Origin of the sequence: Staphylococcus sp. 11511212, from assembly GCF_011394755.1 — a bacterium.
In the GTDB taxonomy this organism is placed as follows: domain Bacteria; phylum Bacillota; class Bacilli; order Staphylococcales; family Staphylococcaceae; genus Staphylococcus; species Staphylococcus chromogenes.
The window spans coordinates 224,205-237,341 of record NZ_JAANBQ010000003.1 but is presented as its reverse complement, the minus strand read 5'-3'; the positions used below and the strand labels follow the sequence as shown (position 1 = coordinate 237,341).

General features: G+C 35.1%; 13 protein-coding genes. All 13 read right to left on the bottom strand.

The annotated features are described in order from the left end of the window. Window positions 1-9 precede the first annotated feature (9 nt). The 13 genes from G8Y84_RS02565 to recD2 all read right to left on the bottom strand — a co-directional run bounded on the left by G8Y84_RS02565 (window position 10) and on the right by recD2 (window position 13,135). Window positions 10-456, bottom strand: a complete 447-nt coding sequence (locus G8Y84_RS02565; protein WP_103159032.1) for an acetyl-CoA carboxylase biotin carboxyl carrier protein — start codon at window positions 454-456, stop codon at window positions 10-12. Beyond that, a complete protein-coding gene (locus G8Y84_RS02560; protein ID WP_037574127.1) occupies window positions 447-1,472 on the bottom strand; it encodes a 5-oxoprolinase subunit C family protein in 1,026 nt (341 codons plus the stop codon). The genes G8Y84_RS02565 and G8Y84_RS02560 overlap by 10 nt, the downstream gene beginning before the upstream one ends. Next, window positions 1,462-2,193, bottom strand: coding sequence for a 5-oxoprolinase subunit PxpB (pxpB, locus tag G8Y84_RS02555; protein WP_037574130.1), 732 nt, complete (start codon window positions 2,191-2,193; stop codon window positions 1,462-1,464). Before pxpB ends, G8Y84_RS02560 begins: the two co-directional genes overlap by 11 nt. A 237-nt stretch (window positions 2,194-2,430) precedes the next feature. After that, entirely contained in the window at window positions 2,431-2,907 is a 477-nt protein-coding gene (greA, locus tag G8Y84_RS02550; protein WP_037574133.1) for a transcription elongation factor GreA, read from the bottom strand. A 26-nt stretch (window positions 2,908-2,933) separates the two neighbouring features. Next, entirely contained in the window at window positions 2,934-3,560 is a 627-nt protein-coding gene (gene udk, locus G8Y84_RS02545) for a uridine kinase (RefSeq protein ID WP_037574136.1), read from the bottom strand. Window positions 3,561-3,563: 3 nt separating this feature from the next. After that, window positions 3,564-4,829 (bottom strand): peptidase U32 family protein, encoded by a 1,266-nt coding sequence (locus G8Y84_RS02540; RefSeq protein WP_037574139.1) that lies wholly within the window; start codon window positions 4,827-4,829, stop codon window positions 3,564-3,566. A gap of 37 nt (window positions 4,830-4,866) precedes the next feature. Continuing rightward, window positions 4,867-5,796 (bottom strand): peptidase U32 family protein, encoded by a 930-nt coding sequence (locus G8Y84_RS02535; protein ID WP_037574142.1) that lies wholly within the window; start codon window positions 5,794-5,796, stop codon window positions 4,867-4,869. Next, window positions 5,789-6,433, bottom strand: coding sequence for an O-methyltransferase (locus G8Y84_RS02530; protein ID WP_037574145.1), 645 nt, complete (start codon window positions 6,431-6,433; stop codon window positions 5,789-5,791). Before G8Y84_RS02530 ends, G8Y84_RS02535 begins: the two co-directional genes overlap by 8 nt. Window positions 6,434-6,813: 380 nt before the next feature. Beyond that, on the bottom strand, window positions 6,814-7,128 hold the full coding sequence (locus G8Y84_RS02525; RefSeq protein WP_037574148.1) for a DUF1292 domain-containing protein: 315 nt from the start codon (window positions 7,126-7,128) through the stop codon (window positions 6,814-6,816). 14 nt (window positions 7,129-7,142) lie between these two features. Beyond that, complete coding sequence (ruvX, locus tag G8Y84_RS02520; protein ID WP_037574153.1) at window positions 7,143-7,571, bottom strand: Holliday junction resolvase RuvX; 429 nt, start codon at window positions 7,569-7,571, stop codon at window positions 7,143-7,145. Continuing rightward, entirely contained in the window at window positions 7,564-7,836 is a 273-nt protein-coding gene (locus tag G8Y84_RS02515; protein ID WP_037574156.1) for an IreB family regulatory phosphoprotein, read from the bottom strand. The genes ruvX and G8Y84_RS02515 overlap by 8 nt, the downstream gene beginning before the upstream one ends. 61 nt (window positions 7,837-7,897) lie before the next feature. After that, window positions 7,898-10,528, bottom strand: a complete 2,631-nt coding sequence (alaS, locus tag G8Y84_RS02510) for an alanine--tRNA ligase (protein WP_037574159.1) — start codon at window positions 10,526-10,528, stop codon at window positions 7,898-7,900. 225 nt (window positions 10,529-10,753) lie between these two features. Then, entirely contained in the window at window positions 10,754-13,135 is a 2,382-nt protein-coding gene (gene recD2, locus G8Y84_RS02505; RefSeq protein ID WP_037574162.1) for an SF1B family DNA helicase RecD2, read from the bottom strand. Between the last annotated feature and the right edge of the window lie 2 nt (window positions 13,136-13,137).

The following is a 13,137-nucleotide window of genomic DNA, read 5'->3' as shown; positions in this document are numbered from 1 at the left end:
CTGGACCCCCTATTTTAATTTAGCAATAATTTGATTATGTTCAATGTTCTCGCCATGATCTACTAAAATTTCAGTGATTTCACCTGCTTCGTCCGCAGTAACTTCGTTCATGACTTTCATGGCTTCGACGTAACCAATAATGTCTCCCTTATTGATTTTGTCTCCTACTTTGATGACAGGTTTTGTCAATTCTTTTTCATCTTGTAAGTAGAATGTTCCAATCATTTGTGAACGAATCACCTTTTCATCTTGTGCTTCAGATGTGTTTTCTTGAGATGGTGTAGTTTCATTTTTGCTAGCAGTTGTCGTTGGTTGTGTAGAAGTATCACCATCATAATTTTGCGCGTTGACTGCTAAATCCAATTCTAGTTCCATATCGTCATCACTATATCTAAAATGCTTAGCTCCGTATGTTTTTAACACGTTTAAAGTTTGTTCGATTTGTTTTAAATCCATGGCTTACTATCTCCTTTTAAAACATCTTTTATTTTACTTTGAGAAGGTCTAATGTTGTTTAAATATCGTTTTGGATAACGTTGTAATTTTTTTATTGCGTCTTCTAACTTTCTATTTTTTCGGTCTAATATTTCATTAGCTTCGTTAAAAGTGACCCATTCAAATTGAATGGTTTCACCTGGTCTTTTCTGTATCACATCTACAATATCAGAATCTATGACTGTGGCAATTTTAGTATATCCCCCAACAGTTTGACGATCATTTAACAAAATAATTGGATTTCCATCATTAGGAACTTGAACACTTCCTAATGCTACAGGCTCTGATATAATATCTGCGCTAGTATCTGGTTTTATAGAAGCGCCACTAAGACGATACCCCATCCGATCTGAATTTTCAGATACGCGAAATTCAATCGTTTCAATTTCTTTGATAGTTCTTTTAGAAAAAGCATCTATTTGTGGACCATCCATAATTCCTATTGGGAGGTTGCCTTTAGGGGTAAAACTTTGATAATCCGTCGCACGACCAATCAAACTATAATCTAAATTATTTGAATTTGTAGGAATAATGTCATTCTTTTTTAAAATGCGACCTTTAAATCCACCGACCGATGTTCGAGTATGCGTTGAAGCACTTCCTTCAATTTGTGGGACATCTATCGTGTTGGCAAAACCAATATATGCGCGAACGCCTTGTTTGGCCGCACCAAGTTCAAGTATGTCTCCTCTGTTCACTTTAATCACCGTTTGATGTGGTATCGATTTTTGATTTAATTTCATATCAAATGGTGCTCCTGTTACAGCAAATAAATTTTGCTCTAGAAATTGAATCGTAGGTCCAACCATCGTAATTTCAATGGCAGGTTGATTTTCAGTGTCGAGCAAGGCATTTAAAAGCTCAAAACTTGGACGATCCATTACGCCAGCTGGAGAAAAACCTTCAGCTTGGTGACCAAATCTACCTAAGTCTTGAACAGTTGAAAATAATCCTGGTTTTAAAATTTTAATGCTCATAATCTGTCATCACCCATTCTGTATAATCAATTAGACCTTTAGCTGTATATTTTTTGATATGCAAAAATTGTTCTTCGTTAATCGCATAAAATTTTATTTTATCTCCAGGTTGATATAAAATTTTAGGATCACGGTTTAAATCAAACACCTTAATAGGCGTTTGTCCAATGATTTGCCATCCTCCTGGTGAATCTTCAGGATATAAACCTGTTTGATTATTGGCAATTCCTACTGAACCGGCTGGAATTTTTAAACGTGGTTCAGCTTTTCTAGGTGTATGGAGCGCTTTATCTAAGCCTCCTAAAAAAGGAAAACCAGGCATAAATCCAATCATATAAACGAGATAAAAACTTTCGGTATGTTTCCTTACGACTTCTTCAGGTGTCAGTTTATTATGCTCTGCAACAAGGTCTAAGTCCGGTCCCCATTCCCCACCATAAAGAACTGGAATATTGATAATCTTTCTTTGTGATTGACCTTGCATATTTTCAAAATGAAATTCATTGAGTTTTAATTCTTCAATGAGTGATTCATATTTAATCTCAATACCGTCAAAATACACCAATATTGCTCGGTATGACGGTAACAGTTCTTTGATAAACGGATGTTCCAGAGAATTTATGTAATCTTTCATCGCATTGACTTGGTTAAAAGTGTACTCATTAATTTCTGGATTAAAGTAAATCATAAATGACTGTTCACTGATTTGACGACATTCCACTCACACATTCCCCTTTCTGAAAACCTTTTCAAAGGATAATTTTATCACGTTTATAATAAGCTTACAATTTCGATAGGAATAATTAATAGATATTGAAACATAGTATTTATTCATCGATAATTATGCCATCATTTTAAATTGGCTTACTTTACCCACGAGGTTTCAATTTTGTTTAATAAAAAATGAGGTTAAGTTATTCCCTTTTCAAAGGAATCTTAACCTCATGGACTTCTAGTGTTATTTAATATCTATAATTTTGATGTTCATTTCTCCACCATTTGGAAGAGGAACACGGACTTCTTCATTTAATTTTTTGCCAATTAAAGATTTTGCCATTGGTGATTCGTTTGAGATTTTACCATTAAAAGCATCTGCTTCTGCAGAACCCACGATTTGATAACTTTCTTCATCATCACCAGGAAGCTCGACAAATGTTACTGTCTTTCCAATTTGTACAACATTATTATCACCAGTGTCTTCTATAATTAACGCATGGCGTAACATTGTTTCAATGCGTTGAATATCTTGTTCAATAAATCCTTGTTCGTCTTTTGCTGCATCGTACTCTGAGTTCTCAGATAAATCCCCAAAACTACGAGCGACTTTAATTTTTTCAACAACTTCTGGACGTTTAACCGTTTTTAATTCTTCTAATTCTTGCTCGAGTTTTTCGAACCCTTCTTGTGTCATTGGATATTGTTTTTGATTTTCCATTTTTGCATCTTCCTTTAACTAATAGATTAATCTTGAGTTTGTACTAAAGCTTGAATTTTAGTTGTCATGATATCTATGGCAACTTTATTGCTTCCGCCTTCAGGAATAATAATATCTGCGAATTTTTTTGTAGGTTCAATAAATTGGTTGTGCATTGGACGCACTACATTTAAATATTGATCTACAACAGATTCCATCGTTCGATCGCGTTCTTTTGTATCTCGAATAAGACGACGTAGAATACGTAAATCGGCATCTGTATCAACATATATTTTAACATCCATCATATTACGAAGCGTTTCATTTTCAAGCGCAAATATACCTTCTACGATAATAACATCTTTAGGTTCAAATGCAATTTTTTTATCGCTTCTCGTATGAATTGTATAATCATACGTGGGTACTTCTACTGATTTACCTGCTTTTAAATCTTTTAGATTTTCGATAAGTAAGTCGTTATCAAACGCAAATGGATGATCATAGTTCGTTTTTAAACGCTCTTCAAAAGTAAGGTGTGATTGGTCTTTATAATAAAAATCTTGTTCTATAAGTGCAACACTATGGCCATCTAAATTCTTCATAATCTCATTTGTTACTGATGTTTTTCCAGATCCAGAACCACCAGCAATACCAATTATTGTCGTAGAGGTCATGCTTTATACTTCCTTTCGCATCATGTTGTTAGGATATATTGGCTGTTTAACTTTAATTTGCACAATTTGAAGTGGATGACGCGCTGCATCAAGTTCGTTACCTTCTTCATCATAAATAACATCAATCACTTGTTTAAACGTTTCAATTTCAGGCCCAAAAAATTCAACTTCTTGTCCTGGTTTAAAATGATTACGTTGTTGTATTGTCGCTATTTGCGTATCTTCATCATATGCTAATACAAGGCCAATAAAATCAAACGGTGATTTTTTAGAGGATTCGTTACCAAACATTTGCTCTTCATATCCAGGTGTTCCTTTAAAAAAGGCTGGAGCAGTGTCTCTATTGGCACATTTATCTAATTCAATAAGCCATTCAGGGTTGATTTTAAAATTATCTGGGTCAGCAGCATACGCATCGATAACTTTACGATAAACAGATACAACAGTTGCAATATAATGAATAGATTTCATACGGCCTTCGATTTTTAAAGAATCGATGCCTAAATCCATCATATTAGGAATAGATTCTATCAATTTTAAATCCCTTGGGCTCATAGCAAATGGGACGGATTGACCATCTTCAAAATATAAGTCTAATTCTCCATCATTATCTACAGTAAGTAAATCATAATCCCAACGACAACTTTGACAACAACCTCCACGGTTAGAGTCACGTGCTGTCATATGATTACTTAGTGTGCAACGACCTGAATAAGCAATACACATGGCACCATGTATGAAAGCTTCAATTTCAATATCTACTTTATCCTTAATTTCTTGCATTTCCATCGCACCTGTTTCACGTGCTAAAACAACGCGATCAAGGCCCTCTTCTTTCCAATATTCGACCGCTTTATAGTTACTTAATGATTGCTGCGTCGATAAATGAATTTCTAACTTGGGAGCAACTTTTTTACAAGTTTCAATAATAAGTGGATCAGCGACGATAATACCTGTGGCACCTGTAGATTCTAATTGTTTAAGATAAGTATCTAATCCTTCAATGTTTTCATCATGTGCAATGATATTAGTCGTAATGTATACTTTAGCGCCGTATTGATTTGCAAAATCGACGCCTTCTTTAATTTCATCGATTGTAAAGTTATCTGCATTTGAGCGTAAACCATATTCCTGACCCCCAATAAATACCGCGTCAGCACCATAATGAATGGCAATTTTAAGCTTTTCTAAGTTGCCTGCGGGGGCAAGAAGTTCTGGTTTTTTTATTTTAGGCATTGTTTTAGGCTGAGTCGCCTCCATGACCTTCATCATCATCTCTCCTATTTTTTTATTATTACAAATACATTTAGTAAACCGTTTGTTTATAGAAAAATCCTTCGTCGAACGGACGGTGCTCAGGTTGAATTTCTTCAATAGCATCAACGAGCATAAATTTTTCATCTTCGTAATCTTCTGGAGATGCATCAAATAAATCAATAGCTTTACGATATTGTTCAGTGACAACATTGATGTAATCTTCAGTGTGTAATACACCATCAATTTTAAAACTATCAATCCCTGCTTCAAATAAAGGTTCAAGTTCTTCTATCAAACAAATATCATTTGGTGACATAATATGTGTACCGTTATAATCTTCAAACACAGGGTATTTATTGTCACGTTCTTCATCGTACAATAATAATTGTGTTTCTGACTTATCGTGAGGTCGTTCAATCTTCATTTGTCTTTCTTGGAAAGTATAATAATTACCTAACAACATTCTTTTTGACTGGAACATACACGTCATACCATGAACTTGCACTTCTATCTCTACGTTGCTATTTTCTTTAATGCTTAATATTTCTTCTAAACTTAATTCTCGTGCTAGGACAGCTCGTGATGCGCCCTTTTTGCCCCAATAATTACATTGAAAATGGTTGGTTACGAGGGTTTCAGCATTCCAATGTAATGGTATTGGATCGGGTTGTTGTTTCGCTAACATCACGACAGCAGGGTCACCAAAGATGATACGATCTACACGAATTTCATGTAAAAATTGTATATACTCCTCTAATGCAGGAATATGATAATTATGAAAGATTCCATTGACAGCTACATAAACTTTTTTACCTGCTGCCTGGATTTTATGTGTTGCTTCTATTAAAGCTTCGCGATTAAATTCACCTGCTAATCTTAAACCAAATTTCTCCTCTCCGATAACAAAAGCATCAGCGCCTTTATCAATTAAAGTATCTATATGGTTTAATGACTTAGGTGTCACTAATAACTCAGTCATTTGAATACTCCTTTATAGAAATAGCTAATCCATCATCCATATTTATAAAATTAGTTGAAAAATGATTTTGTTGGACAAGCCATTCATTAAATTTCTTAACCTTTTTTACCATCTGCTTCACATTTCTACTTTTTACAATATCAATATTTGCTACAAACCCGTGATAAAGCACATTATCAGTAATAATGACGCCACCTTCTGGTAATAAATCTTGATAAAGTTCAAAGAATTTTTGAGATTGTGCTTTCGCAGCGTCGATAAAAATCATATCATATTGTCTATCATTAACGGCGTGATATGCTTGTAGAGCGTCTTGTTCAATTAAGCGAATTTGAGATTCATAACCAAATTGATTAAAGTTTTCTCGTGCTAATTGAATCATTTCTTCATTACGCTCTATAGTTGTAACATGAATGGAAGGATCAATAGATGCGAAATGCATACTACTGTATCCTATTGCGCTACCAATCTCTAATATATTTTTAGGTTTTTTTAATCGGATTAATTGCAAAATTAAATCTAATGATAGCTGGTCTATGATGGGCACTTGGTGTTCTTCTGCATAAGTTCGCAATGTATTCAAGGGCGTATCATGAGATTGAATACTTAAAAAATAGTGCAGATTTTGATCTTGCATTTACGTTCATCCTTTTCTTTTATAGGAATACATCAAAAAATAAACCAGTCATTTTGACTGATTTGCTCAATGCCATTATAATTGTAGGTTTGTTTTAAAAAGAATCGAAAAGTGTGTAACTATTATCTATTCTTGAAAATACTTCTTAGAATTATACCATAAGTCATAATATTTTTTAACAACGATTTTCATGTAAATGCATTTAGTATTCATAAAACAACTCTTATATCTTCATCTTCAAAAATTTTGATTAAGTGGCATTTTAATTCAATTCGCTAAAGAAAATCTTGGGTTAGTAACCTCTAATACAAGCATTTTTGACATATAAGAAGCTAGGACCTTCGCCCTAGCTTCTTAGTTTGTCATATACATGCACTTTGTTATTCTTCAACTTCATCAAGATTTGTGTTTACGACTTCTTCAATCATATCCCATTCTTCATCTGTTTCAACAGGTAAAAATTTTCCACCTTCGCCTGTCTCATCGGGTTGGTTAATCATAGGAATTAATTCGATTAAATCCTCATCGTCAGCTTGTGCGCCTTCTTCAGCAAGAATAACATAGTTTTTATCAAATCCAGGGTGATAAAATTCAAGCATTTTACGATATAAGACTTCGTTACCTTCTTCATCGAAAAGAGTAAGTAACTCCTCGTCATTTTTAATCTCAATTTCGTGGTTTTTTTCATTTGTCATAATATGCGCTCTCCTTAATTTAAAGAATCTAAATATCCTTGTAAGATAAATACTGCGGCCATTTTGTCAATGACTTTTCTACGTTTTGCTCTTGAGACGTCAGCTTCTAAAAGCGATCTTTCTGCTGCCATTGTACTTAGTCTTTCATCCCACATGATAATTTCAAGTGAAGGTAACGCTTGTTGAAGGGCTTCTTTATATTTAATAGAAGCTTCACCGCGAAATCCAATAGAATTATTCATATTTTTAGGTAAACCGATTACAACAGTTCCGACGTTTTCTTTTTGAATAATTTGAATCAAGCTCTCCAATCCGAGCTGGTTTTCCTGTTCGTTAATATGGAGTGTATCTAAACCTTGTGCTGTCCATCCCATCAAATCACTAATGGCGACACCTACTGTTTTACTTCCAACATCAAGACCGATGATTTTATGTTTAAGCATTTGAATCCTTTTGATGATTTTTTAGATAAAAAGAGACAAGTTCTTCCATAATATCATCGCGATCAATATGTCTTATTTGGTTTCGTGCTTCATTGTGACGAGGAATATAGGCAGGGTCTCCTGATAGTAGATAACCTACAATTTGGTTTACTGCGTTGTATCCACGTTCCTCTAAAGTGTGATATACGTTATTCAATACGTATTCGACATTTTCTTTAGGGATGTCTTCATAGTTGAATTTCATCGTTTTGTCAAAGTTTTCCATCTCAAAACACTCCTTAAACCATATTGTATTACACTCTTATTTTACACGAACATACTGTTTTTTATATTGTTTTAATATAGTCTTTAATGAATTGTAATGCAGTTGTTATCTTTTCAGGTTCAGTGCCGCCACCTTGAGCCATATCTGGGCGTCCACCACCTTTACCTCCTACAATAGGCGCCATTTCTTTAATAATGTCCCCTGCTTTGATTTTACCAGTCAATGATTTTGGTACAGTAGCAATTAATGAAACTTTACCGTCGACTTCGCTTGCTAAAATGATAACTGTTTCTTGTAGGCGTGATTTAAAATCATCCATAGTTGAGCGTATGGCTTTAGCATTGTCGACATTTACTTCACTGATTAATACCGGGATATCATTAATTAATTCTACTTTATCTTCTAAATTACCCATTTTCAAGTGATTGATTTCTTTATTTTTAAGTTCTAACGTTTGTTGTAAAGATTTTTCGTGTTCTTGCAGTTGAGTCACTTTCTCATAAACTTGAACATCTGATTTGGCTTTTACACTGTCTTTTATTTGGTTAAAGCGTTCTAAATATTTTTCTAAATATAAAAAGGCTTGTTGACCTGTTACAGCTTCTATACGTCTTACGCCTGCACCTGTTCCAGATTCACTTGTGATTTTAAATAGTCCTATTTCAGAAGTGTTTTTAACATGTGTACCCCCGCAAAGTTCCTTAGAAAAAGGTCCCATATCAACGACACGTACAATATCACCATATTTTTCTCCAAATAATGCCATTGCGCCTTCTTTTTTAGCATCGTCAATGCCCATTTCTTTGATTTCTACATTGACACTTTGCCAAATTTCTTCATTTACGCGTTGCTCTACAAGTTGTAGTTCTTCATTAGTCATTGGTGCGATGTGTGAAAAATCAAAACGTAAGTGATGACTGTCGACCAATGATCCTGCTTGATTAACGTGTGAGCCAAGAACTTGTTTTAATGCAGCATGGAGTAAGTGGGTTGCACTGTGATTTTTCATAATGGCTTTACGCGCATTTGCATCAACTGAAGCGTGAACTTGTGCCCCTTCGCTTACCTGTCCAAATTTAATATAGCCTGTATGCAAGTGTTGACCATTAGGCGCTTTAATAACTTCTGTAACTTCTATTTCAAAATGGTCATTTGTGATTGTCCCTTTATCAGCAATTTGTCCCCCACTTACAGCATAAAATGGAGTCTTGTCCATAACAAAATGAATTGTTTCTTCCGCGTTTGCTTCATTTGTACGCTCACCATTTAAAAGGATATCTGTGAGGGTACTTTCAGATTGTAATGTATCATAGCCGACAAAAATACTTTCTGTATGAATAGACTTAAGCACATCGTTTTGTACTTGCATAGATTGACTATTTTGTCTTGCTTTTCTTGCACGTTCTCGTTGTGCATCCATATGAGTATTAAAGCTTTCCATATCGATAGTTAAACCTGAATCACGTGTGATTTCTTCTGTTAATTCAATTGGAAAACCATAAGTGTCATAGAGTTTAAATGCATCAGAGCCGTCAATTACACGATTTGAATCTTTTGCTTTTTCAATAAGTTGATTTAAAATTGTCAACCCTTCTTCTAAAGTTTCATGAAACCGTTCTTCTTCTGATTTAACAACACGTGCAATAAACGCTTCGTTTTCTTTAACATTTGGATAATAAGGTTCCATAATAGTAGCTACGATATCAACTAAACGGTATAAAAAGGGTTCATTAATATTTAATGTTTGGCTAAAACGTACAGCACGACGAAGTAAACGGCGTAAGACATAGCCTCGGCCTTCATTCGCTGGTAATGCACCATCAGATATAGCAAAAGCAATTGTTCTAATGTGGTCGGCAATCACTTTAAAGGCAACATCATGTGTTGGATTTTCTAAATAACGTTGACCAGAAATTTGTTCAACTTCTTTCATAATCGGCATGAATAGGTCGGTCTCATAATTGGTACGCACATTTTGTGAAATGGAGGCCATACGTTCAAGACCCATGCCCGTATCAATGTTTTTACTTGGTAGGGGTGTGTAAGAATGGTCTTTATTATGATTATATTCACTGAAAACTAAATTCCATACTTCTAAATAGCGTTCATTTTCCCCACCAGGGTACATCTCTTCAGCTGGATCATCTTTACCATAGTCTTCGCCACGATCATAAAAAATTTCAGTATTAGGTCCAGAAGGTCCTTCCCCAATATCCCAAAAGTTACCTTCAATACGTATAATGCGATCTTCGCTTAATCCAATTTCATCATGCCATAATTGATAGGCTTCAGTGTCTTCAGGATGAATTGTAACGTAAAGACGATCAGTTTCCATTGCCATCCATCTTTCGCTCGTTAAGAATTCCCAAGCGAAAGCAACGGCCTCACGTTTGAAATAATCTCCAATGGAAAAGTTGCCTAACATTTCAAAAAAAGTATGGTGACGCGCTGTAAACCCAACATTTTCGATATCGTTTGTTCGTATGGATTTTTGTGCATTTACAATTCTTGGTTTTTTTGGTACTTCACGTCCATCGAAATATTTCTTTAATGTTGCGACACCTGAATTAATCCATAATAATGAATCGTCATCAATAGGCACAAGAGGTGCTGACGGTTCTACCATATGTTCTTTTTCAACAAAAAAGTCAATAAACATTTGACGTATTTCACTAGCTTTTAATGTTTTCATCTCAAATCAACTCCTAAACAAAATAAAGACATTCGTCTCTCAAAAGGGACGAATGTCTCGCGGTACCACCCTAGTTATGATAAAAATTATCATCACTTTAATGCTATTCACGTTATAAATATATAGTAGCGTTCAATGGATTCATTCGTACATCTCAGCAATAGTACGTCTCTGTGAAATGAATTAGCCATCTACTCAGTTATATATTGAATTAAGTCTATTATATTAAGCCTTTTCAGCGTTGTCAATTTCTAAAAAATCGTAAGGCGTCACATTCTCCATATTAATCATAGGATTAATTTGAAACATAGTGGCTTCTGTAAGTTCAACATTTTCATTTTGTACTTCTTCTGTAGAAAAGTATTGTTCTAAAAAGCTTTTTTCACGAGTTAATCTTACTTGGCCTTCTGTTTTTAATCCGAGATTAAATGCATCCGCGTCTCCTAAAAACACTAATGATTGCTTCGCACGTGTGAGACCCGTATATAAAATGGGTTTTTGCAACATTCTATAATATTGTTTGACAATAGGCATAATGACTATCGGGAATTCTGAACCTTGTGCTTTATGAATTGATGTGCAATAGGCATGTGTCAACTCGGTTAAATCTGATTTTAAATAAGTAATTTCATTGCCTTCATAGTCCACGACAACGACGTCTTTGTTTAGCGCATTTTCCTTAGCCCAAAAAACACCTACAATAACTCCGATGTCGCCATTAAATACATTGTCATTCGGACGATTGACAAGTTGTAATACCTTATCGCCTTTTCGAAACAAGACATCACCAAACTGAATTTCGCGTTGCTCAGATGTATCCAAAGGGTTCAGTATTTCTTGAAGCACTTTATTCAATCGATGAATCCCTGCATTTCCTCGGTACATTGGAGCTAATACTTGTATATCAGACATATCATAGCCTTTTGAAACTGCATTTGTTACCACTTTACGTACCACTTCTGGTATTTGATCGACATGACAAGGGATAAATGAACGATCATGAAACCGTTCAGTAATATCAACAGATTGACCTGATTTCATACGATGCGCAAGCGCAATGATACTTGAACCATCCTGCTGACGATAAACTTCTGTTAAATTGATACGTGGGAGTGTTTTTGAGGCAATTAAATCTTTAAACACTTGCCCAGGCCCAACAGATGGGAGTTGATCTTCATCACCTACCAAAACAACTTGTGCATCATTAGGAACTGCTGCCATAAATTGGTGAAACAACCAAGTATCTACCATTGACATTTCATCTATAATAATAAGTTTGGCAGAAATTTCATTATCCAATATATCTTCAGGTTTGGTTTCTTGATTCCAACCAATAAGACGGTGAATGGTCATAGCCTCCAAGCCAGTCGCATCGTGTAATCGTTTCGAAGCACGGCCTGTCGGAGCTGCTAAAACAATAGGATAATCCTCTTCCGTATAGTCATCGTAATCTAAAGAAATCCCGTGTAAAGCAGCATACAGATAAACAATCCCTTTTATTACAGTGGTTTTACCTGTACCAGGCCCACCTGTCAAAATCATTATTTGATGCTTCATAGCGGCTTCTAACGCCTCTTTTTGTGCCTCGGCATATGACACACTATTTGTTTGCTCGATTTCACCAATATGCATCTGAATATCCGATTGATCAAACACTTCGAGGTGTAGTTGTTGTTGCATCATTTTATAAATATTTTGAGCACTCTTTAATTCTGAATAATAAAGGCTAGGAATTGCAATATTTTCTTGATCATCAACGAGACGGTTTTCTTCTACAAGCTGAGTCAATACTTCTTCAATTAAAGTTGTTTCGATAGGCACCTGACTATTTTTTGAAAGAAGTTGCAATGACTCAGTCACTAAAGTTTCCTTAGGCAAGTACGTGTGTCCCTGTTTAATACAGGTTTCTTCAACGACAAATTGAATGCCTGCTTTTAAGCGATTGGGGTGAAGTTCTGAAATGCCCATTTGATTTGCCAATTGGTCTGCTTTTTGAAAGCCCACGCCTCGTATATCATAAACAAGTTGGTAGGGATTTTGATTGAGAATGTCTAAAGTATCACTTTTATAAAACTTGTAAATATCCATCGCAAGTTTTGCACCAAACCCTAATTCATTCAGACGCACCATAATTTGTTCGCTTTCTTGATTTTGAAATACTTGGTCTGCGATTTGCGATTGCTTTGTTTTTGACAATTTGGGCACCTTTTCAAGAACAGATGCATCTTTAAGAATCGACTGAATTGCATTTTCACCTAACGTATCTACAATGGATTCTGCAGTTTTTTTACCAACGCCCTTGAAAAGTTCACTTGATAAATATTGAATTACCGCTTCTCTCGTTTGCGGAAGCACTTTCTGGAAAGTTTCAGCTTTTAGTTGTTTCCCATACTTAGGGTGATCAGTGATTTGCCCCTTGAACGTATAAGTTTCACCTTCAACAATATTTGGAAAAAACCCAACTATCGTCGCCGTCGTATCAAAGTCCTCATTAGAATCCTCAACTTCAACTTTGAGCACTGTGTAATAATTGTCGTTATTTTGAAATAAAATGACATCAATGTTTCCTTTAACATACGACTGCTCAAATAGTGTTGGGTTTTCCACGA

What these genes read in the sequence shown, in the direction of transcription:
- G8Y84_RS02565 (WP_103159032.1), bottom strand. Translation starts at nt 456, where the DNA reads ATGGATTTAAAACAAATCGAACAAACTTTAAACGTGTTAAAAACATAC.
- G8Y84_RS02560 (WP_037574127.1), bottom strand. Translation starts at nt 1,472, where the DNA reads ATGAGCATTAAAATTTTAAAACCAGGATTATTTTCAACTGTTCAAGAC.
- greA (WP_037574133.1), bottom strand. Translation starts at nt 2,907, where the DNA reads ATGGAAAATCAAAAACAATATCCAATGACACAAGAAGGGTTCGAAAAA.
- udk (WP_037574136.1), bottom strand. Translation starts at nt 3,560, where the DNA reads ATGACCTCTACGACAATAATTGGTATTGCTGGTGGTTCTGGATCTGGA.
- G8Y84_RS02540 (WP_037574139.1), bottom strand. Translation starts at nt 4,829, where the DNA reads ATGAAGGTCATGGAGGCGACTCAGCCTAAAACAATGCCTAAAATAAAA.
- G8Y84_RS02535 (WP_037574142.1), bottom strand. Translation starts at nt 5,796, where the DNA reads ATGACTGAGTTATTAGTGACACCTAAGTCATTAAACCATATAGATACT.
- G8Y84_RS02530 (WP_037574145.1), bottom strand. Translation starts at nt 6,433, where the DNA reads ATGCAAGATCAAAATCTGCACTATTTTTTAAGTATTCAATCTCATGAT.
- G8Y84_RS02525 (WP_037574148.1), bottom strand. Translation starts at nt 7,128, where the DNA reads ATGACAAATGAAAAAAACCACGAAATTGAGATTAAAAATGACGAGGAG.
- ruvX (WP_037574153.1), bottom strand. Translation starts at nt 7,571, where the DNA reads ATGCTTAAACATAAAATCATCGGTCTTGATGTTGGAAGTAAAACAGTA.
- G8Y84_RS02515 (WP_037574156.1), bottom strand. Translation starts at nt 7,836, where the DNA reads ATGGAAAACTTTGACAAAACGATGAAATTCAACTATGAAGACATCCCT.
- alaS (WP_037574159.1), bottom strand. Translation starts at nt 10,528, where the DNA reads ATGAAAACATTAAAAGCTAGTGAAATACGTCAAATGTTTATTGACTTT.